This is a genomic window from Bradyrhizobium zhengyangense (genome assembly GCF_022012435.1).
Classification (GTDB): domain Bacteria; phylum Pseudomonadota; class Alphaproteobacteria; order Rhizobiales; family Xanthobacteraceae; genus Bradyrhizobium; species Bradyrhizobium zhengyangense.
Genome location: NZ_JAKLUA010000003.1, coordinates 113,256 through 132,845 on the forward strand (window position 1 = coordinate 113,256; position 19,590 = coordinate 132,845).

The window sequence follows — 19,590 nt, forward strand, 5'->3', positions numbered from 1 at the left end:
CAAATTTCGGGAGATGCGGCGTGGCGAAGAAGACGGCGACCAAGAAGAAAAGTGCTTCAAAGAAAGCAAAGAAGATCGCGAGTAAGAAGACCTCTTTCCGTAAAAGGGCTGTCGCGAAACCGACCGCCAAGACAGCGGTCAAGAAGGCCACGGCGCGTCGCCCCAAGGGGCCGGCCTGGCAATGGTCCGCGGTCGAGACCGCCGCCGCGATCCGCTCCGGCGCAATCTCCGCGGTGGAGACCGTTGAGGCCCATCTGGGGCGGATGCATGTGGTCAATCCCAGGCTGAATGCGGTCGTGGTCGATCTTGGAGAGGAAGCGCTGAAGGCGGCGCATGGGGCGGACAAGCAGCGCGCCAAGGGTGGCGAGCTCGGCCTCCTGCACGGCGTGCCCGTGACCATCAAGGAGAATGTCGACTACGAAGGCAGGCCCAATTTCAACGGCGTTCCCGCCAACAAGGATCTCGTTGCGCCGTCGGATTCGCCTGTCGTGCGCAACCTGAAAAAGGCCGGCGCGATCGTCATCGGCCTCACCAACACGCCGGAATTCTCGTTCCGCGGCTTCACCGACAATCCGCTGCACGGATTGACGCTCAACCCCTGGGATTCCGATATCACCTGCGGCGGCTCTTCGGGCGGCGCGGGATCGGCGGTCGCCGCCGGCATCGGCACCATCGCGCATGGCAACGATATCGGCGGTTCACTGCGCTGGCCAGCACACTGCAACGGTGTTGCGACCATCAAGCCGACGCAGGGGCGCATTCCCGCCTTCAACGCGAGTGCCACCGCAGAGCGACCGATGCTGGCGCATCTGATGTCGGCGCAAGGGCCGCTCGCACGCCATGTTGCCGACGTTCGTCTTGCGCTGGAAGCGATGAGTCAGCGCGATCCGCGCGACCCCTGGTGGGTGCCGGCGCCGCTGGTCGGACCGAAGCCGAAGGGACCGATCAAGGTCGCGCTGGCGAAAATCCCTGAAGACATGAAGGTTGATCCGTCGGTCAGCGCGGCGCTGCGGCAGGCCGCCGATCATCTGGAGCGTTCCGGCTATCGCGTCAGCGAGGTCGAGGTGCCCGACATCAACGGCGTCTGGCAGATCTGGTGCGACATCATCACCAACGAGACGGTGGTGATGCAGGAGGCCGGTATGCTGAAGGTGACGTCCGAAGACTTCCACAAGGCCTGGGGTGGCATGAAGGCCAAGGCCAATGTCCTCGACCTCAAGGCCTGGATGCAGGCGACAGCCGCGCGCAGCGGCCATATCCGCGCCTGGCAATTGTTCTTCGAGCAGTATCCAGTAGTGCTGGCGCCGACCACGGTGAAGCCGACGCCGGGCCCGCGCGACGACACCATCAGCGCCGAGCGCGTGCAGGAAATCTTCTGGGGTGAGATCCGCTTCATCTCCGCCATGAACGTCCTGGGCCTGCCCGGCGCCGTGGTGCCGGTGACCGTGCATGACGGCAAGCCGATCGGCGTGCAGCTCATCGCCGGCCGCTACCGCGAGGATCTCGCGCTGGACGCTGCCGCTGCGATCGAGAAGCGGGCGGGCGTGCTGACCCATCGGCTCTGGGAGATGATGGAGTAGGGCGATAGGACCGGTTCTCCCTCTCCATGTGTGAGGGAGAACCTTTTGGCGAGCCCGACGCAGTCGTTAATCCAAATTGACTCAAATTTTAGCCAATTCACCAACAACCGTTAGGGTTACTTCCTCGATCTCTAAGCGAATTATTGTCCGCTTTACCACCCGCCTCTAACAGAGGGACGGCGGACAACGCACATGCCTCATACAGGCCAATAAGTGCGGCCCGCGTCCCACGCGGAGGTGGTACGATGCGCAACGAGACGATCGCTATTCACGCCGGCTACGAGCCCGAAGCCACCACGCACGCGGTCGCCGTGCCGATCTACCAGACTGCCGCCTACGCCTTCGACAGCGCTGACCATGGCGCAGCGCTCTTCAATCTCGAGGCCGAAGGCTTTCGCTACAGCCGCATCGCCAATCCCACCAGCGCCGTGCTGGAGAAGCGCATCGCACAGCTCGAAGGCGGCGTCGGCGCGCTCGCGGTTGCGACTGGCCAGGCCGCGCTGCATTTCGCTTTCGTCAACGTCGCCGACCACGGCGGCAACATCGTGTCGGTGCCGCAGCTCTACGGCACGACGCATACGCTGCTTTCCCACATCCTGCCGCGGCAGGGCATCACCGGCCGCTTTGCCGAGAGCGATGCGCCCGACGCGATCGCAAGGCTGATCGACGAGAACACCCGCGCCGTGTTCGCCGAGACCATCGGCAATCCCGCCGGCAATGTTTGCGACATCGAGGCGCTGGCAAAAATTGCGCATGCTCATGGCGTGCCGCTGATAGTCGACAACACCGTCGCAACGCCCATTCTGCTCAAGCCGTTCGACTACGGCGCCGACATCGCCGTGCACTCGCTGACCAAGTTCCTGGGCGGCCACGGCACCACGCTCGGCGGTGCCATCGTCGATTCCGGCAACTTCCCCTGGGCGGAGCACGCCGACCGTTTCCCGGCCTACAACAAGCCCGACGCCTCCTATCACGGGCTCGTCTATGCCGAGCGGTTCGGCAAGACCGCCTATATCGAGCGTGCGCGCAGTGTCTATCAGCGCACCATGGGTTCGGTGCTGTCGCCGTTCAACGCCTTCCTGCTGCTCCAGGGCATCGAGACCGTGGCGCTGCGCATGGAGCGCCATTGCGAGAATGCCCGCAAGGTCGCCGAATTCCTGCGCAACGACCCGCGTGTCGCCTGGATCAATTACACCGGCTTCCCGGAAAGCCCGTATTACCAGCTGGTCCAGAAATATCTCGACGGCAACGCCTCCTCCCTGTTCACCTTCGGCATCAAGGGCGGCATGGAAGCCGGCAAGGCCTTCTATGATGCGCTGAAGCTGATTACGCGGCTCGTCAACATTGGCGACGCCAAGTCGCTGGCCTGCCATCCGGCCTCGACCACGCACCGCCAGATGTCGGCGGAGCAACAGCGCACTGCAGGTGTTCTGCCGGAGACGATCCGCCTCTCGATTGGCATCGAGCACGCCTCAGACATCATCGAGGACATCGATCAGGCGCTGGAAAAGGCCTGTCCGGCCGCGCGTCTTCAGGCCGCGGAGTAGGCAGTCGGACCGATGAGCGTCTTGATCGCCAGGGATCAAGGTATCGCGAGCCCGGCGCTGGTTCCAGCCGAAGGCGACCTCGCGCGCGTTCATGCGGTTCCTGAGCTCACCATTGGGTTGATCAACAACATGCCGGATACGGCGCTAAAGGCGACCGAGCGGCAGTTCATGAAGCTGCTCCAGGCCGCTGCAGGGCCGCGCCGCATCCGCTTCCATTGCTTCTCGCTGCCGTCGGTTAAGCGCTCGCCGGAAGCGAAGTGGCATGTCGAGAGCGAATATTCCGACCTCGCGGATCTCAAGCACCAAAAATTCGATGGCCTGATCGTGACGGGCGCGGAGCCGGTCGCGCCCGAGCTCGACCAGGAGCCGTACTGGCGCGATCTTACCGAGCTGATCGACTGGGCCAGGGTCAATACGCGCTCGACGATCTGGTCGTGCCTTGCCGCCCATGCGGCGGTGCTGCATCTTGATCGCATCGAACGACAGCGGCTGTCGTCGAAATGCCATGGGATATTCGACTGCGAGGCCGTGACCGGCGACCCGCTGACCCGCAATGCGCCGGCACCGCTCAAGGTCTCGCATTCGCGCCTGAATGAAGTGACCGAACGCGATCTAGCGCAGGCCGGTTATCAGGTGCTGAGCCGGTCGGCCCAGGCTGGCGTCGACGTCTTCATCCGGCAGTATGCCAGCCGCTTCGTGTTCTTCCAGGGCCATCCCGAGTATGACGCATTGTCGCTGCAGCGCGAATATCTGCGCGACATCGGTCGTTATCTCGCGCGTGAGCGGGAGGTCTATCCCGCCCTCCCGGTGAGTTATTTTGACGCAACGACGGAGGACAAGCTCGCGCGCTTCGAGAAACGGGCGAAGCACCAGCGTCATCCGGCGCTGACCAACGAGCTGCCAGCGCTGACTTTGCGCACAGATATCGCGGCTGGCACCGCCGCAGCGGTGCTTTTCAGCAATTGGCTGCAATATCTCGGTGCGGACGCCGATGCTCCGCTGCTTGCGCGTTAGTCCGAGGCTGGTGGCTCCGCATTAGGATTACCCAAGCGTTAAGCTTGCCTCACACCCCGCGCAAATGTTTCAGTACAGAAACACAGACTCACAGGGAATGCACTCGTGCTGTCGGGCCTCAACGGACGCTTGAGCAATCGGCTGGCGCGGCATTTCCGCGCCGCTCCGCACCGCCTGCCGGCGCACGCGCCGATGGTGAGCTTCACCTTCGATGATGCACCCGATAGCGCAGCAGGCGAGGGCGCTGCGCTGCTGGAATCGCATGATGGGCGCGGCACGTTCTATATCGCAGGCAGCCTGATCAATCAGCCCGGAGACCACTGGCACGGTCTGTCGAACGAGGCGATCGTTCGGCTGCATCGCGCCGGTCACGAGATCGGCTGCCATACTTTCTCGCATTCGCGCGCGGTCGATCTCGACGAGAGTGCGATGGCGCGCGAGATCGAGCGGAACCGCAGCCATTTTCGCGGCATCGATAGCTCGATCCGGCTTGAGAATTTTGCCTATCCGTACGGCCTCGCCTCGGTCTGGCGCAAACCGCAGCTCGCCAAAATCTTTCGTTCGGCGCGGGGGATCCTTCCCGGCGTCAACAACGACGTGATCGATCTCCAGTTCCTGCGCGCTTCGCCGCTGGTCAATTGCGAGATCGATACGGATGGTGTCGATCGCTATTTCGACGAGGCGGTGGCAAGCGGCGGCTGGCTGATCTTCTACGGCCATGACGTTGTCGATGCGCCGAGCCCCTATGGCTGCACGCCGGCCCTGCTGCGCCACGCGCTGATGGCGGCGGCATCGCGCAACATGCCGATTGTGACAGTCGCCGAAGCCTTGCGCCGGATCGGGGCGTAGCTTTTCAACTCTTGCGGCAAGTGGAAGGTGAAGATGGGCTTGCCACGCCCGCGCGGTCATGCGACTGGCGTTGTGGCGAATCTCTTAGACCCTCGACACCCCCATGTCCGTCCCTTCCACCGCTCCGCTGCCCGCGCCGGCCGATGGCCGCGATGCGCTGTCGGTGTTGCGTTCGGTGTTCGGCCTGCCGGGCTTTCGCGGCGCGCAGGGTGAGATCATCCGTCATGTGACTGATGGCGGCAATTGCCTGGTGCTGATGCCGACCGGCGGCGGCAAATCGTTGTGCTATCAATTGCCGTCGCTGTTGCGCGAAGGCTGCGGCATCGTGGTCTCGCCGCTGATCGCGCTGATGCGTGACCAGGTCGCGGGCCTGATCGAGGCCGGCGTCAACGCCGCCGCGCTGAACTCGTCGCTGTCGTTCCAGGAGGCCTCCGAGATCGAGCGGCGCCTGATCGCAGGCGATCTCGACCTGCTCTATGTCGCGCCCGAACGGCTGGTGACGCCGCGCTGCCTGTCGATGCTGGCGCAGGCCAAGGTGGCGCTGTTCGCGATCGACGAGGCGCATTGCGTCTCGCAATGGGGGCACGATTTCCGGCCTGAATATGTCGGCCTCTCCATCATCGCCGAGCGCTTTCCCGACGTGCCCCGCATCGCGCTGACCGCGACCGCGGATGAGCTGACGCGGAAAGAGATCGTCCAGCGGCTCCAGCTGGCCGACAGCCCGCAATTTGTCTCCAGCTTCGACCGGCCCAACATCCGTTACGAGATCGTCGACAAGCGCAACGCGGTGTCGCAGCTGAAGGATTTCATCCGGGAACGGCATGCTGGCGACGCCGGCGTGGTCTATTGCCTATCGCGCAATCGTGTCGAGGAGGTCGCGGCCGCACTCGACGAGGCCGGCATTTCGGCGCTGCCCTATCACGCCGGCCTCGACAGCAGCGTGCGCTCGCGCAACCAGGACCGTTTCCTCAACGAGGACGGCATCGTCATCGTCGCGACCATCGCTTTCGGCATGGGCATCGACAAGCCCGACGTGCGCTTCGTCGCCCATCTCGACCTGCCCAAGAGCATCGAGGCCTATTACCAGGAAACCGGACGCGCCGGGCGCGACGGCAAGCCGTCGGTCGCCTGGATGGCCTATGGCCTCTCCGACATCGTGCAGCAGCGCCGGATGATCGACGAATCCAGCGGCTCCGACGATTTCAAGCGCGTGTCGATCGGCAAGCTGGATGCACTGGTCGGCCTCGCCGAGACCGCGCAGTGCCGGCGCAGGCGGCTGCTCGCCTATTTCGGCGAGACGGTAGGCACCGAGAATTGCGGCAATTGCGACAACTGCCTGACGCCGCCAAAAATGCGTGACGGTAAGGTGCTGGCGCAGAAACTGCTGTCCTGTGTTTATCGGACGGGACAACGTTTCGGCGCGATGCACCTGATCGACGTGCTGATCGGGCGCCTGACCGACAAGGTGACGCAGTTCGGCCACGACAAGCTGTCGGTGTTCGGCATCGGGCGCGAGCTCAACGAAAAGCAATGGCGGACCGTGCTGCGGCAGCTGGTCGCGATGGGGCATTTACAGGCCGACAGCGAAGCCTACGGCGCAATGAAGCTGACGGAGACTGCGCGGGGCGTGCTGCGCGGTGAGACCGAAGTTTGGCTGCGCGAGGAAGCACCTGGAACCCGCGTCCGCGCAAGTCGTGCCAAGGTCCGCCGCGGCGACCTTGCGCCCGCAGCGAACACGCCGCAGGGCGATATCGATCCCGAATTGCGCGCGCGACTACGGTCGTGGCGCTCGGATGTGGCGCGCGAGCGCGGCGTGCCGGCCTATGTCGTGCTGCACGATGCCACCATCGACGGCATCGTGCGGGCCTGGCCGACCACGCTCGACGAGCTGCGCAATGTCCCCGGCATCGGCGACAAGAAGCTCGAGCATTACGGCGAGGAGCTGTTGCAGATCGTCAGGACGCGGTAGGGGCGCGCCGATCTTTCCATATCGTCATCCCGGACAAGCGCGCCTGAAGCGCGCGAAGATCCAGGATCCATACCGCGTGATTGATCGATTGTGATCGGCAGAAGTCTCAAACTGCAAGTCTTCGCCAAACATCTCCCTGGGGGTATAGGTCCCGGGTCTGCGCTTGCGCTTGCCCAGGACGACACCAGTTGTGTTCGGCGCGAGCAGAGCCTCTTAACCGTTCCGGAACGCGTAACCGTAGCCGTTCAGTGCCGGCGCGCCGCCGAGATGGGCGTAGAGGACCTTCGCGCCCTTCTCGAAATAGCCCTTCTTGGTGAGGTCGATCAGGCCTTGCATCGATTTGCCTTCATAGACAGGGTCGGTGATCATCGCTTCTAACCGTGCGGTGAGGCGGATCGCTTCCTTGGTCTCTTCCGACGGCACGCCATAGGCGGGATAGGCGTAGTCCTCGATCAGCACGACGTCGTCTGCAACGATGTCCTTGCCGAGTTCGACGAGCTTGGCCGTGTTCTGGGCGATCGAGAGCACCTGCGCCTTGGTCTGATCAGGGGTGAACGAACCATCGATGCCGATCACCTTTCGCGCGCGGCCGTCGTCGGCGAAGCCGACCAGCATGCCGGCATGAGTCGAGCCGGTAACGGTGCAGACGACAATGTAGTCGAACTTGAAGCCGAGCTCTTTCTCCTGCTTACGCACTTCCTCGGCGAAGCCGACATAGCCGAGACCGCCGAACTTATGCACGGACGCGCCGGCGGGAATAGCGTAAGGCTTGCCGCCCGCAGCCTTCACTTCCTCGACCGCCTGCTCCCAGCTCTTGCGGATGCCGATGTCGAAGCCGTCGTCGACCAGGCGCACGTCGGCGCCCATGATGCGCGAGAGCATGATGTTGCCGACGCGGTCATAGACGGCGTCCTCGTGCGGCACCCAGGCTTCCTGCACGAGCCGGCACTTCATGCCGATCTTGGCCGCGACGGCCGCGATCATGCGGGTGTGGTTGGACTGCACGCCGCCGATCGAGACCAGCGTATCGGCGTTCGAGGCGATCGCATCGGGAATGATGTATTCGAGTTTGCGCAGCTTGTTGCCGCCATAGGCGAGGCCGGAATTGCAGTCTTCGCGCTTGGCGTAGATCTCGACATTGCCGCCGAGATGTTTTGACAGCCGCTCCAGCTTCTCGATGGGCGTCGGACCGAAGGTCAGCGGATAGCGCGCGAATTTGTCCAGATTCATGGGATCATCCCTGATGGCGTTGTGTCTGGGATGTGGCTATCATTGCAGAATGAGAAGGTGCTCTCGAATTTTGCGCCAACATTGCGCGTTTTCTTGCAGAAATATCCATATGGGCTAAGATTTCTTCCTAGTAAGTCCAAATATTTGGAAGCTTCTTCCATGTCAGCGCGGCTCGACCGTATCGACCTCAAGATGTTGAGATTGCTGCAGAATAACGGCCGGCTCAGCAACGCCGAGCTGGCTGTGTCAGTCGCGATCAGCCCCGCCACCTGCCATCGCCGCACCCAGCGCCTGTTCGAGGACGGCTTTATCGCCACGGTTCGCGCCATGGTGGCGCCGAAGAAGGTGGCCAAGGGCACGCTTGTGATGGTCGGCGTCGTGCTCGACCGTTCGACACCGGAGAGCTTTGCCACCTTCGAGCAGGCGATTGCCAAGCTCAAATTCGTGCTCGACTGCCATCTCGTCGCCGGCGATTTCGACTACTTCCTCAAGATCCGAGTCGGCGACATGGAGGATTTCAACCGCATCCATGGCGAGCAGCTCATCGCGCTGCCCGGCGTGCGCCAGACCCGCACCTTCTTCGTGATGAAGGAAGTCGTCGACAACGCGCCGCTGGAGTTCTGAGCGATAGCGTTTTCCAGCGAAGTGGAAACCGGTTCGCGCCATGAAAACGCGTCAAACGACAGTCCAGAGCTATTGATGCGCGATGCGCATCGTGAGAGATTCACCCAATGCCGCCGCTTCCCTTTCGTCCGCATGATCCCGCCGCCCCTAGCTACCGGCGCGGCTGGGTCGACGAGGCCGTGGCCGCGATCGAAGCCGATCAGTGTCGCACGGCCGACACTCATCTGATCCGGCTGATCGTGCCGGCGCTGTCAGGCATCGATCTCTACCTGAAGGACGAATCCACGCATCCGACTGGCAGCCTGAAGCACCGGCTGGCGCGCTCGCTGTTCCTCTACGCGCTCTGCAATGGCCACATCCGCGAAGGCACGCCTGTGGTGGAAGCGTCGTCGGGCTCGACCGCGGTGTCGGAAGCCTATTTCGCAGAGATGATCGGTGTACCCTTCTACGCCGTGATGCCCCGCACGACTTCGGCGGAGAAGATCGCTGCGATCGAGCATTATGGCGGCAATTGCCATCTGATCGACGATGGCCGCGCGCTCTATGCGGAAGCCGCCGCGCTCGCGACCCGGTTGAACGGCCACTACATGGACCAGTTCACCTTCGCCGAGCGAGCCACCGACTGGCGCGGCAACAACAACATCGCCGAATCGATCTTCACGCAGTTGAAGGGCGAGCCGCATCCCCTTCCGGACTGGATCGTGATGGGGGCGGGCACCGGCGGCACGTCGGCCACCATCGGCCGCTATTTGCGTTATCGCCAATATTCGACGCGGCTCTGCGTCGCCGATGTGGAGCATTCCGCTTTCTTCGACTGCTTCCGCTCGCAAGACCGCTCCCGTGTTTGCGAACGCCCCTCGCTGATCGAAGGCGTCGGCCGGCCGCGCTGCGAGCCATCCTTCGTGCCTGGCGTGGTCGATCGCATGATAAAGATCCCGGATGCGGCGACGATCGCCGCGATGAACGTGCTGTCGCGCCGCCTGCGCCGCGCGGTCGGCGGCTCCACCGGCACGAATTTCCTGGCGCTGTGCCGGCTCGCATCCGAGATGCGAAAGGCAGGTCAGACGGGATCGCTGGTGACGCTGATCTGCGATTCCGGCGAGCGTTATCGGCAGACCTATTATGAGCCGGCCTGGCTCGCCGCGCGCGGTCTCGATCCCGCGCCCGTCGAGGCGGCGTTGTCGTCATTCCTCGAGACCGGACAGCCGCTGGAGCTCGCAATCGACGACGTCGTCAACCCACAGAGGCCGTGAGCCTTGTAGGCTTCGTGCTGCCATTTTGTGAATTTGCACGGTCGTCACAGCAACTTCACTTGTCATGTACGCGCACGCGGGCGACGGTCGCCCCTTCTCAACGAGGAGATCCTGCCGTGCGCCTTCCCATTCTCGATCCGAAAGAGCTGAGCGACGAACAGAAGCCGCTCTATGCCGACATGCAAGCGGGCATCAAGGATCACTTCAAGGGCTTTGTGAACATGCGCGAGGACGGCGCACTGCTTGGTCCCTGGAATCCCTGGATCAGCGAACCGCGCTTCGGCAAGCCGGTATGGGAGCTGGTCAAGGCGATTGCGTCGAACCCACTGCTTCCGGCGCCCGTGCGCGAGGTCGCGATCCTCGTCACCGGTTCGCATTTCCGCTCGGGCTACGAGCTCTACGCCCATGTGCTGGTGGCCGAGCAGCGCGGCCTCTCCGACGAGAAGCTCGCGACCATCGTCGCCGGACAGCGGCCGGTCGATCTCACCAAGCAGGAGGCCGTTGCCTATGACATGGCGTCTGCGCTGGTGAGCGGTGGCGTTCTGCCTGAGCTGACCTATCGGGCCGCGGTGAAGGAGTTCGGCGAGCACGGCGCGGCCGAGCTGTCCTATCTCGTCGGGGTCTATTGCATGGTCTCGGTGACGCTGAACACTTTCGATGTACCTGTGCCGGATTAAATCGGCTGCGGACGATCACTCCGCCGCCCTGTTTGCAGGCGGCGGAGGATTCCAGGCGATGCAGCGATTGCGGCCCTCGTTCTTGGCCTGGTAGAGCGCCTCATCGGCCGCGCCCATCAGCGCGTCGATGCCGGACATGCTGACGGTGGCCTCGGCAATTCCAATGCTGACGGTGACGCCGAACTGCACCTGATGGGCGTTCAGCCGGATCGCCATCGCGCGTTTGCGGATTCGCTCTGCGACGAGTTTGGCGCGTGACAGGCTGGTCTCGGGCAGCAGAACCGCGAACTCCTCGCCGCCGATACGACCGACGAGATCGGACTTGCGCTTGCCCTCGTTGCATGCGGCTGCAACGGCCTTGATCGCTTCGTCACCGACCGCATGACCGTACCGGTCATTGACCGACTTGAAATGGTCGATGTCGAGCATCAGAACCGAGACGGAGCGGTAATAGCGCTGGAAGCGGCTCCATTCCGCATCGAGCGCCCCCAGGAAATGCCGACGGTTGTACAGGCCCGTGAGCGAATCGGTGGTCGCCAGTCGCTCCAGCATGGCGGCCTTGTTGGTGAGATCAGTGATGTCGACATAGGTCAGCATCCGGCCGCCATTCGACATCGTGGTGCAATGAGCCCTGATCCGCCGCCCGTCGGGCGTTTGAAGGTCGCGCACGTGATCGCCGGCCATGACCTCGGCAACGCGCTTGCCCGGGAATTTTGCCAGCTCGTTCGCCGCCAGGTCGGGTGCGCTGGCGCGCTGCATGCGGCTCACAAGTGAAGCGTAGGCCGGGCGGACCGCGGCCTCCTCCTCGCTCACCTCCCAGAACCGGCGCATCCGCAGATTCATGAAGCTCGCGTTCAAGTCGGAGTCGAGCAGGAGAACGCCGTCCTGAACATTCTCCAGGGCGTCCCGCAGCAGCTTCAGCTCGTCCGAGGTACGCACAATGTCGGTGACCGGCGTATAGGTCAGCATGCGCCCGCCGTCCGGCAATGGCGTGCATTGGACGCGCACGACGTCGCCATTGGTTTGGCGCACATCGATGGGGGTCGGATCGCCAGCCTCAATCACGCGGACGCGCTCAATCACGTGGGCCTCGAGGACGGGGTCTGGCACCTCATAGGCTCCGATGTCGCGCCCGTGATGAAGCAGCGTGAGAATGGACGGATTGCTGTCGGCGACCTGGTCAGGCAAGTGCCACATCTGGCGAAACGACCGGTTGATGAGGCGCGCCCTGAGATTGGCATCGAGCAGCACGATTCCGGTCGGCACGTGATCGAGGGCCGCGCGCAGCGCCAGCATCTGGGCGCGCATCAGCGCATCGGTCGAGCGTCCCTGTCCGTCGCCGGCCGGGCGATCGATGGCGTCCGGCTGCTCGAAGGCAACCCCGACCTGACGGTCCGACCGCCAGATCACCCGGCAGCTCAGGATATCGCGTCCCTGAAGCCTGAGCTGGAACCGGTCGGGAACACCGAGGCCGCTCTCCATTTCGAGCGTCGCGGCTTCCTCGGAAAGCCGGCGCACGACGCAGTCGATCGACGACTGGCCGAAATTGAAAAAGATCTTCCCAGCAAGGAACGTCCGTTCCGTGACCAAGCGGGACATTCGCAGACTCCAGTGCGAAAACGAAGTGAAAGGTCGCCTCAGTGTCGCGCTAGGTTACTTGCGGCAATGTAACGCGCTCGACGTTTTCGGAAGAGGATTAACGAGCGGTTGACGCGGTGTTTGCAAAATATCCACCATGGCTCGCGGTCAATTGCGCACGGCGTAAAGCGGCGTGCGCAGGGTCACCTGATAGGACGGCTTCGGCATCCACGCGATCTGCGCGGTGATGCCGAACAGACGGTTGTCATTGTCATCCATGCGGTCGAGGTCGAGCCGCAGGATGGGCTGGGTGAAGGCCTCGGCCAGCGTCCGGCCCGCGAGCTGCGCGCCGCCGAATGATTGCACGCCCAGGCGTCCGGTGAACTTCCAATTGCTTGGCCATTGGTAATAGCCGCCGGCATAGAGGATCGTGTTCGGCTTGATCCGGGCGAGCTGACTGGCGATGTCGGTGTGGGTGTATTGCACGCCGGCGAGCCAGCCCCGCGTCTCGTCCTCGTCAAGCGCGTAGTCGAATTCCAGAACGTGGTTGAACGAATTCGTCATGCCCTGTTCGTTCGGCACCGACTGCGTCAGGGTGGATTGCAGCGTGATGGTCGGGATCGTGCCTCCGTTCTGCTGGTGGAGATCGGCCTGCACGCCGATATTCCAGCTGGTGATGTCGAAGGACGACCAGCCGCCACCGATATCCGTCGACGAGCCGGAGACGCCGCCATAGAGGGACACGCGATCGCTGACATCCACGGTCAGCGGCAGGTCGACGGCGATCGATTTCGCGGCCGGCAAGCCGTTCGGCAGTGTCCCGCCGCGCAGCGTCGCCAGCGCCTCGAACGCGGCTGAGAGTGAGGTGTTGCCGAACCCAAGTCCGAACGTGCCCGCGGGGATCGTTGCATAGGTCGTGCGGAGATCGAGATAGATGTTCGGGACAGCAGGCTTTGCCGGCGTGTCCTCCTCATCGGCGGCGTAGGCGGCGCCCGCCGAGGCCGTCAGGCAAAGCAGTCCCATCGCGACGGCGCGCCAAGCCGGACGATATGGTGGGCTGCGGTGGAGCACGTGACTATCCGACGCGTGGCACTCAGGTGACGGAATGGCTCGCTAGATGGAACGTGATCGTCCGTGGGGTCAAGGTCTATCCGTGCGCCGTGGACGATGCGGACGTGCCCGGTTACCTTGCCGTGATCGCGCAGACACACTTGCCCACCACAGTGCCGGCAGGCCAATAGAGGACGACAGCCATGAACACGTCACGCCGCATTCTGCTCGCTGGTCTGGCTGGGCTTGCCGTGGCTCCGACCGCCGTGACCGCCGCGCCGATTCCGGCTGTTGGTGACACCACCGTCGCCGAAGAGCGCTTCGCGCGCATGATTGCCGCAGCCCATGCACCCGACGTCACCTGCGTGCGGCAGGCCGGACGCTATGCGGATGCGCATTGGCCGGAATATGTTGCCGCTGCGAAGGCCGTGCTCGACGCGAGAGCGTGACTCGCGTGCCTACTTCTCCACCGCGCGTCTGACCTGCTCGCCGATCTGCGACAGTACGAGCTGCGCCTGCGGCAGGATCGCGCCCATGGCGTGGAAATTGTGGACCATGCCGTCATGGCAGACGTGCTCGACCGAGACGCCCGCGGCGAGCAGCTTGCGCGCATAGGCATTGCCCTCGTCGCGCATCGGGTCGAACTCGGCGGTGTGGATGATCGTCGTCGGCAGGCCTGCGAGCCGCGTCGCGCGCAGCGGGGAGATGCGGGGATCGGCGGCATCCAGCCCCTCGGGCAGATAGTCGGACAGATCGGCCTCGATGGTGACGCGGTCGATCAGATGCCCTTCCGCGAACGCCTCGCGCGAGGGGGAGATCTCCTCGAAATCCAGCACCGGACAGATCAGGCATTGTGCGGCGATAGAGAGGCCGGCGATCTGTGCCGCCTCCTGACAGACGATCGCCGCAAGCGTGGCGCCAGCAGAATCGCCGCCGACAACCAGCCGCTCGGCATCGATGCCGAGTGTTTCAGCTTCGCGTGCCACCCATTCGGTGGCCGCGATCGCGTCGTCGACGGCAGCGGGATATCGGTGCTCGGGCGCGAGGCGGTAGTCGACCGACACGAGACGGCACCCGGTCGCATGCGCCAGCGCCGCCGCGATACGGTCATGCGTCGCAATGCTGCCTGCCACCAGCCCGCCGCCATGAAAGAAAACGAAGCCTGACGAGCGGGCGCCGGCAGACGTTGGCGAATAGAGCCGATAGGGCAGCTCTCCGCCGGGGCCGGGCAATACGCCGTCGGAGGCAGTCACATCAGGCGCCTCGGCTCGGGCAAACTGCATCAGCTTCGCCAGCGATTGCCGACGCGCCTCGACGCTCGGCCGGGTCCGCGCCTGCGGCGCAGCTGCGGCCATCATGGTCAGCAAGCGCTTCGCGAGTGGATCGAGCGGCATGGGAAACTCCAGTGACGTGCCGGACATTATAGCCGGTTTGCTCGCGATGTTGTCTCAACCTCCGTTCGGGGCGAGAGTTGATGCTTCGCCGCAGCAAATCGTTTAGAAATTGGGACAATAGTGCCCGGATATTTTTCGAGGGAGGCCTGTCGTGGCCGAGATCAAGAAGCCGATTGACTATTCGCCGAGCTGGACCTTCTTCGAAGGCAAATGGCACGAGGGCAATGTGCCGATCATGGGGCCGCGTACGCATGGCGCCTGGCTCGGCTCGGTGGTGTTCGACGGAGCGCGGGCCTTCGAAGGCGTCGCGCCCGATCTCGACCGTCACGTTGCCCGCGCCAATCAATCCGCGATCAATTTCGGCCTGAAGCCGGTGGTCGATGCCGATACCTGGTTGGCGCTCGCCAATGACGGCATCGCGCGCTTCGCACCGAACGCCGAGCTCTATATCCGTCCGATGTATTGGGCACAGAATGGCGCCGGCGGCGGCGTGCTGTTCGACCCCGAGACCACCAATTGGTGCCTGTGCATCTACGAGGCGCCGATGCCAAAACCAACCGGCAATGCGATCACGCTGTCGCCGTTCCGCAGGCCTACCGCCGAATGTGCGCCGGTCGATGCGAAAGCCGCCTGCCTCTACCCGAACAATTCGCGCGCTCTCGCCGAAGCAGCATCGCGCGGCTTCCAGAACGCGCTGATGCTCGACCTGCTCGGCAATGTCGCCGAGTTCGGCAATTCCAATGTGTTCATGGCCAAGGACGGTGTTGTCTTCACGCCGGCGCCGAACGGCACCTTCCTCAATGGGATCACGCGCCAGCGCGTGATCAACCTGCTCCGCGGCGACGGCGTCACCGTGGTCGAGAAGACGCTGCGCTATCAGGACTTTCTCGCCGCCGACGAGATTTTCTCCACCGGCAATTTTGCCAAGGTCGCGCCCGTGATTCGTATCGACGAGCGGGAGCTGCAGCCGGGTCCGTTCTACACCAAGGCGCGCAAGCTCTATTGGGACTTTGCCCATGCGGTGAAGCTGGCGGCCTGACGAAAGCTAGCCCCGCCGCCGAAACCGGCTGAACTGAAACGCCTGTGTCGATTGCCACGGCGTTTGATGTGTCTCGCTGCGCGTCTCGACCAGCTCGAACCCGGGCCCAAGCTCGCTTGAGAGGCTCGCGCTGTCATGCCGTTGCACCGGCAGCCCGCTGCATTTCTCCGGGCCGTCAGGCGCGAACGTTGCGATGATCACGTGTCCGCTCGGCGCAACCGCCGACCGCAGTCGCTCGACATAGGCAGCCCGGTCGTGCGGATCGGTTAGGAAGTGAAACGCGGCGCGATCGTGCCAGACATCCCACGTCCTCGCCGGGCGCCATGACGTGGCGTCGGCAACGATCCAGTCGACCGCTGAGGCGGCCGTACCGATTCGCGTCTTTGCGGCGTCGAGCGCGTTGGCGGAGAGGTCCAGCACCGCAATGTCGCGATATCCATCTTGTAGCAGCGCATCGACCAGCCGCGATGCGCCGCCACCGATGTCGATGATGCCGACGGTATGATCCGGACTGGCCGCTCGGATCATCTCGAGCGAGATCGCCGGGTTGTCCTGAAACCAGCTGACCTCGGTCTCGCCCTTGGTGGCGTAGACATTCTGCCAGTGCGTAGTTCGGTCAGACATGGCGGCTCCGGCCCTGGCCGGGGAGGGCGGCGCCGCCAACGGCGATGCCGCAATCAATCGGGAATTCGCGCGCCCGCCGCAGTCGGACGCGCCCGCCGTTGTGAAGGGACTTACTCGTCCTTCTTCGACATCCGCTCGAGGCGTTCCTGCATGTCCTTCATCTGCTGGCGCAGGTCGTCGATATTGGTGTCCTTGGCCGGCTCCGCGCTGGCGTCGGGTTCTGGCTCCGGCGTGCCCGCCGGGCGGCCCGGCGTGGGGACAAACGGCTTGAACATCGAGAAGGTCTGCTGGAACAGCTCCATGTTGCGGCGGACCTGTTCTTCCAGCGGCGCGAAGGGCGTGCCGGACAGCGTGTTGGCGATCTGCTTGCGGAACTTCTCCTGCTCCTGGGTCAGCGTCGCGATCGACTGCTCCAGATATTTCGGCACCACCATCTGCATGCTATCGCCATAGAAGCGGATCAGCTGGCGCAGGAAGGTGGTCGGCAGGAGATTCTGGCCGGCCTTGTTCTCCTGCTCGAAGATGATCTGGGCGAGCACGGAGCGGGTGATGTCGTCACCGGTCTTGGCGTCGTAGACCAGGAAATCTTCGCCGTCCTTGACCATGGCGGCGAGGTCTTCGAGCGTCACGTAGGTGCTCGTTCCGGTGTTGTAGAGCCGGCGGTTCGCGTATTTCTTGATCGTGGTGGGTTGGTCTGATTTCGCCATGGGCTCTCACTTGCAAACGCGGAGAACAGGAACCTGCAGGGCTATGCCGCAGGGCGGGAAGAGTACGCAACGCAACAAAATAAGCATTTTCAAAGGGCTCACGCTACCGTTTTGTGCGGCACGGTTAATCGCGGTGCAAAATCTTGCTTGCGAAAGCGCCAAGAACGCTATTTTGAATGCGCTGCGGCATGAATTCGGTCGCCGGCCGATTGACATGCCTCAACGACGTTAACAGGATGGCTCACGAGACTGGCGAACGCTTTTCCAGCCCCGCCGCCCCCTCTACACAGAACCTCAAGCCTCAGGAGATGCCCATGTCAGACGATGTCGTCATCGTCAGCGCCGCCCGCACCCCGGTCGGAAGCTTCAACGGAGCCTTCGCGACCCTTCCCGCACATGACCTCGGCGCCGTCGCCATCAAGGCCGCGCTGGAGCGCGGTGGCATCGAGCCCGGCCGGGTCTCGGAAGTCATCATGGGCCAGATCCTGACCGCTGCCCAAGGCCAGAATCCGGCCCGCCAGGCCTCGATCATAGCCGGCATCCCCGTGGAGAGCCCGGCCTGGGGCGTCAACCAGCTCTGCGGCTCGGGTCTTCGCACGGTCGCGCTCGGCTACCAGGCGCTGCTCAATGGTGATTCCGAGATCGTGGTCGCTGGCGGCCAGGAATCCATGAGCATGGCTCCGCACGCCCAGTACCTTCGCGGCGGCGTCAAGATGGGCGCGGTCGAGTTCGTCGACACCATGATCAAGGACGGTCTGTGGGATGCCTTCAACGGCTACCACATGGGCAACACCGCCGAGAACGTCGCGCGGCAGTGGCAGATCACCCGCGCCCAGCAGGACGAGTTCGCAGTCGCCTCGCAGCAGAAGGCTGAAGCTGCGCAGAAGGCCGGCAAGTTCACGGATGAGATCGTCCCCGTCACCATCAAGACCCGCAAGGGCGATATCGTCGTCAGCGCTGACGAATATCCGCGCCATGGCGCCACGATCGATGCGATGGCCAAGCTCAAGCCTGCCTTCGAGAAGGACGGCACGGTCACCGCCGGCTCTGCCTCCGGCATCAATGACGGCGCCGCCGCCGTGGTGCTGATGACGGCCAAGCAGGCCGCCAAGGAAGGCAAGAAGCCGCTCGCGCGCATCGTGTCCTGGGCGCAGGCCGGCGTCGATCCGAAGATCATGGGCTCGGGCCCGATCCCGGCCTCGCGCGCCGCGCTGAAGAAGGCCGGCTGGAGCGTCGGCGATCTCGACCTGATCGAGGCCAACGAGGCCTTCGCGGCGCAGGCCTGCGCCGTCAACAAGGACCTTGGTTGGGACACCTCCAAGGTCAACGTCAACGGCGGTGCGATCGCGATCGGTCATCCGGTCGGCGCGTCCGGCGCGCGCGTGCTGGTGACGCTGCTGCACGAAATGCAGAAGCGTGATGCGAAGAAGGGCCTTGCCACGCTGTGCATCGGCGGCGGCATGGGTATCGCGATGTGTCTCGCGCGCGACTGAAGCTGACACTTGACTGACGGGTGCGCTGCACACGTCAGTGAGTGCGTTGCACGCGATTAAAAAGGCAGCGGTTGCAAATCAAATATTCTTCGCAACCGCGCAAGCCTCAACTAAATACAAACGCCCGGCTCAACGCCGGGCGTTTTGTTCTTGATGTCCGTCAAACCAACCGCATAATCCATCACTAAAAACGATCACTCAGAACGTCCGAAGAGTCCAAGGGAAGGAATACGATATGGCACGAGTTGCATTGGTGACGGGTGGTACGCGGGGCATCGGAGCTGCGATCAGCAAGGCGTTGAAGGCGGCCGGCTACAAGGTCGCCGCGAGCTACGCCGGCAACGACGCGGCGGCTGAGAAGTTCAAGGCCGAGACCGGTATTGCCGTCTACAAATGGGACGTCAGCAGCTTCGATGCCTGCGCCGAGGGCGTGAAGAAGGTCGAGGCCGATCTCGGGCCGGTCGAGGTGCTCGTCAACAATGCCGGCATCACCCGCGACACCGCCTTCCACAAGATGACGCTCGAGCAGTGGAACGCCGTCATCAACACCAATCTCGGATCGCTGTTCAACATGACGCGCCAGGTGATCGAGGGCATGCGTTCGCGAAAATTCGGGCGCATCATCTCGATCTCGTCGATCAACGGCCAGAAGGGTCAGTTCGGCCAGGTCAACTATTCCGCGGCGAAGGCCGGCGACATCGGCTTCACCAAGGCGCTCGCGCTCGAGAACGCCAAGGGCGGCATCACCGTGAACGCGATCTGCCCCGGCTACATCAACACCGAAATGGTGCAGGCGGTGCCGAAGGACGTCCTGGAGAAGAACGTGATTCCGCAGATTCCCGTCGCCCGGCTCGGCGAGCCCGAGGAGATCGCGCGCGCGGTCGTGTTCCTCGCGGCCGACGACGCCGGCTTCATCACGGGCTCGACGATGACCATCAATGGTGGTCAGTATCAGGCCTGAT

The 19,590-nt window shown here is 63.6% G+C and carries 18 protein-coding genes; 12 read left to right on the forward strand and 6 right to left on the reverse strand.

All coding sequences use genetic code 11. The features are described 5' to 3' along the window. The first annotated feature begins 20 nt into the window (after positions 1 to 20). The 5 genes from L6637_RS12000 (at position 21) to recQ (ending at position 6,959) form a co-directional block, all read left to right on the forward strand. Positions 21 to 1,580 carry an amidase family protein gene (locus tag L6637_RS12000; protein ID WP_237864240.1) on the forward strand — a complete coding sequence of 520 codons (1,560 nt, stop codon included), beginning with the start codon at positions 21 to 23 and terminating at the stop codon, positions 1,578 to 1,580. 245 nt (positions 1,581 to 1,825) lie between these two features. Further along, positions 1,826 to 3,127 (forward strand): O-acetylhomoserine aminocarboxypropyltransferase/cysteine synthase family protein, encoded by a 1,302-nt coding sequence (locus L6637_RS12005; protein ID WP_237864239.1) that lies wholly within the window; start codon positions 1,826 to 1,828, stop codon positions 3,125 to 3,127. A 12-nt stretch (positions 3,128 to 3,139) separates the two neighbouring features. Continuing rightward, entirely contained in the window at positions 3,140 to 4,141 is a 1,002-nt protein-coding gene (gene metA, locus L6637_RS12010; protein WP_237864238.1) for a homoserine O-succinyltransferase MetA, read from the forward strand. A gap of 105 nt (positions 4,142 to 4,246) precedes the next feature. Next, positions 4,247 to 4,990 (forward strand): polysaccharide deacetylase family protein, encoded by a 744-nt coding sequence (locus L6637_RS12015; protein ID WP_237864237.1) that lies wholly within the window; start codon positions 4,247 to 4,249, stop codon positions 4,988 to 4,990. Between the two features lie 103 nt (positions 4,991 to 5,093). Next, complete coding sequence (gene recQ, locus L6637_RS12020) at positions 5,094 to 6,959, forward strand: DNA helicase RecQ (RefSeq protein ID WP_237864236.1); 1,866 nt, start codon at positions 5,094 to 5,096, stop codon at positions 6,957 to 6,959. A 213-nt stretch (positions 6,960 to 7,172) separates the two neighbouring features. Here the strand turns inward: recQ and L6637_RS12025 are convergent, their stop codons facing one another. Beyond that, the gene (locus L6637_RS12025; RefSeq protein ID WP_237864235.1) at positions 7,173 to 8,189 is read right to left on the reverse strand and encodes a 1-aminocyclopropane-1-carboxylate deaminase; all 1,017 of its coding nucleotides are present in this window, start codon (positions 8,187 to 8,189) and stop codon (positions 7,173 to 7,175) included. Between the two features lie 159 nt (positions 8,190 to 8,348). On the opposite strand from L6637_RS12025, the gene L6637_RS12030 reads away from it, so the two are divergent. From L6637_RS12030 to L6637_RS12040, 3 genes are all read left to right on the forward strand, one after another. Further along, complete coding sequence (locus L6637_RS12030; protein WP_237864234.1) at positions 8,349 to 8,813, forward strand: Lrp/AsnC family transcriptional regulator; 465 nt, start codon at positions 8,349 to 8,351, stop codon at positions 8,811 to 8,813. A 107-nt stretch (positions 8,814 to 8,920) separates the two neighbouring features. Further along, a complete protein-coding gene (locus tag L6637_RS12035) occupies positions 8,921 to 10,066 on the forward strand; it encodes a PLP-dependent cysteine synthase family protein (protein WP_237864233.1) in 1,146 nt (381 codons plus the stop codon). A 116-nt stretch (positions 10,067 to 10,182) separates the two neighbouring features. Then, on the forward strand, positions 10,183 to 10,743 hold the full coding sequence (locus L6637_RS12040; RefSeq protein WP_237864232.1) for a carboxymuconolactone decarboxylase family protein: 561 nt from the start codon (positions 10,183 to 10,185) through the stop codon (positions 10,741 to 10,743). A 15-nt stretch (positions 10,744 to 10,758) separates the two neighbouring features. Here L6637_RS12040 and L6637_RS12045 read toward each other — a convergent pair whose 3' ends face one another. Both L6637_RS12045 and L6637_RS12050 read right to left on the reverse strand, forming a co-directional pair. Next, positions 10,759 to 12,342: a sensor domain-containing diguanylate cyclase gene (locus L6637_RS12045; protein ID WP_237864231.1), complete on the reverse strand. Its 1,584-nt coding sequence runs from the start codon at positions 12,340 to 12,342 to the stop codon at positions 10,759 to 10,761. A 147-nt stretch (positions 12,343 to 12,489) separates the two neighbouring features. Then, positions 12,490 to 13,344 (reverse strand): hypothetical protein, encoded by an 855-nt coding sequence (locus L6637_RS12050; protein WP_249798339.1) that lies wholly within the window; start codon positions 13,342 to 13,344, stop codon positions 12,490 to 12,492. A gap of 230 nt (positions 13,345 to 13,574) precedes the next feature. On the opposite strand from L6637_RS12050, the gene L6637_RS12055 reads away from it, so the two are divergent. Beyond that, positions 13,575 to 13,820: a hypothetical protein gene (locus L6637_RS12055; RefSeq protein ID WP_237864229.1), complete on the forward strand. Its 246-nt coding sequence runs from the start codon at positions 13,575 to 13,577 to the stop codon at positions 13,818 to 13,820. 9 nt (positions 13,821 to 13,829) lie between these two features. Here the strand turns inward: L6637_RS12055 and L6637_RS12060 are convergent, their stop codons facing one another. After that, positions 13,830 to 14,765: an alpha/beta hydrolase gene (locus tag L6637_RS12060; protein WP_237864228.1), complete on the reverse strand. Its 936-nt coding sequence runs from the start codon at positions 14,763 to 14,765 to the stop codon at positions 13,830 to 13,832. 151 nt (positions 14,766 to 14,916) lie between these two features. Between L6637_RS12060 and L6637_RS12065 the strand changes: the two genes are divergently transcribed. Further along, entirely contained in the window at positions 14,917 to 15,804 is an 888-nt protein-coding gene (locus tag L6637_RS12065) for a branched-chain amino acid aminotransferase (protein ID WP_237864227.1), read from the forward strand. Between the two features lie 6 nt (positions 15,805 to 15,810). Here L6637_RS12065 and L6637_RS12070 read toward each other — a convergent pair whose 3' ends face one another. Together L6637_RS12070 and phaR are read right to left on the reverse strand one after the other, a co-directional pair. After that, positions 15,811 to 16,428, reverse strand: coding sequence for a class I SAM-dependent methyltransferase (locus L6637_RS12070; protein ID WP_237864226.1), 618 nt, complete (start codon positions 16,426 to 16,428; stop codon positions 15,811 to 15,813). 110 nt (positions 16,429 to 16,538) lie between these two features. Beyond that, positions 16,539 to 17,135, reverse strand: coding sequence for a polyhydroxyalkanoate synthesis repressor PhaR (gene phaR, locus L6637_RS12075; RefSeq protein ID WP_237864225.1), 597 nt, complete (start codon positions 17,133 to 17,135; stop codon positions 16,539 to 16,541). A gap of 314 nt (positions 17,136 to 17,449) precedes the next feature. Between phaR and L6637_RS12080 the strand changes: the two genes are divergently transcribed. After that, the gene (locus tag L6637_RS12080) at positions 17,450 to 18,628 is read left to right on the forward strand and encodes an acetyl-CoA C-acetyltransferase (protein WP_237864224.1); all 1,179 of its coding nucleotides are present in this window, start codon (positions 17,450 to 17,452) and stop codon (positions 18,626 to 18,628) included. Positions 18,629 to 18,863: 235 nt separating this feature from the next. After that, entirely contained in the window at positions 18,864 to 19,589 is a 726-nt protein-coding gene (gene phbB, locus L6637_RS12085; protein WP_237864223.1) for an acetoacetyl-CoA reductase, read from the forward strand. Position 19,590: the final 1 nt, after the last annotated feature.

Excerpts from the sequence above, each read along its gene's own strand:
- L6637_RS12070 (WP_237864226.1), bottom strand. The coding sequence starts at position 16,428 with ATGTCTGACCGAACTACGCACTGGCAGAATGTCTACGCCACCAAGGGC.
- L6637_RS12050 (WP_249798339.1), bottom strand. The coding sequence starts at position 13,344 with ATGGGACTGCTTTGCCTGACGGCCTCGGCGGGCGCCGCCTACGCCGCC.
- L6637_RS12060 (WP_237864228.1), bottom strand. The coding sequence starts at position 14,765 with ATGCCGCTCGATCCACTCGCGAAGCGCTTGCTGACCATGATGGCCGCA.
- recQ (WP_237864236.1), top strand. The coding sequence starts at position 5,094 with ATGTCCGTCCCTTCCACCGCTCCGCTGCCCGCGCCGGCCGATGGCCGC.
- L6637_RS12030 (WP_237864234.1), top strand. The coding sequence starts at position 8,349 with ATGTCAGCGCGGCTCGACCGTATCGACCTCAAGATGTTGAGATTGCTG.
- phaR (WP_237864225.1), bottom strand. The coding sequence starts at position 17,135 with ATGGCGAAATCAGACCAACCCACCACGATCAAGAAATACGCGAACCGC.
- L6637_RS12025 (WP_237864235.1), bottom strand. The coding sequence starts at position 8,189 with ATGAATCTGGACAAATTCGCGCGCTATCCGCTGACCTTCGGTCCGACG.
- metA (WP_237864238.1), top strand. The coding sequence starts at position 3,140 with ATGAGCGTCTTGATCGCCAGGGATCAAGGTATCGCGAGCCCGGCGCTG.
- L6637_RS12045 (WP_237864231.1), bottom strand. The coding sequence starts at position 12,342 with ATGTCCCGCTTGGTCACGGAACGGACGTTCCTTGCTGGGAAGATCTTT.
- L6637_RS12055 (WP_237864229.1), top strand. The coding sequence starts at position 13,575 with ATGAACACGTCACGCCGCATTCTGCTCGCTGGTCTGGCTGGGCTTGCC.
- L6637_RS12035 (WP_237864233.1), top strand. The coding sequence starts at position 8,921 with ATGCCGCCGCTTCCCTTTCGTCCGCATGATCCCGCCGCCCCTAGCTAC.
- phbB (WP_237864223.1), top strand. The coding sequence starts at position 18,864 with ATGGCACGAGTTGCATTGGTGACGGGTGGTACGCGGGGCATCGGAGCT.
- L6637_RS12080 (WP_237864224.1), top strand. The coding sequence starts at position 17,450 with ATGTCAGACGATGTCGTCATCGTCAGCGCCGCCCGCACCCCGGTCGGA.
- L6637_RS12005 (WP_237864239.1), top strand. The coding sequence starts at position 1,826 with ATGCGCAACGAGACGATCGCTATTCACGCCGGCTACGAGCCCGAAGCC.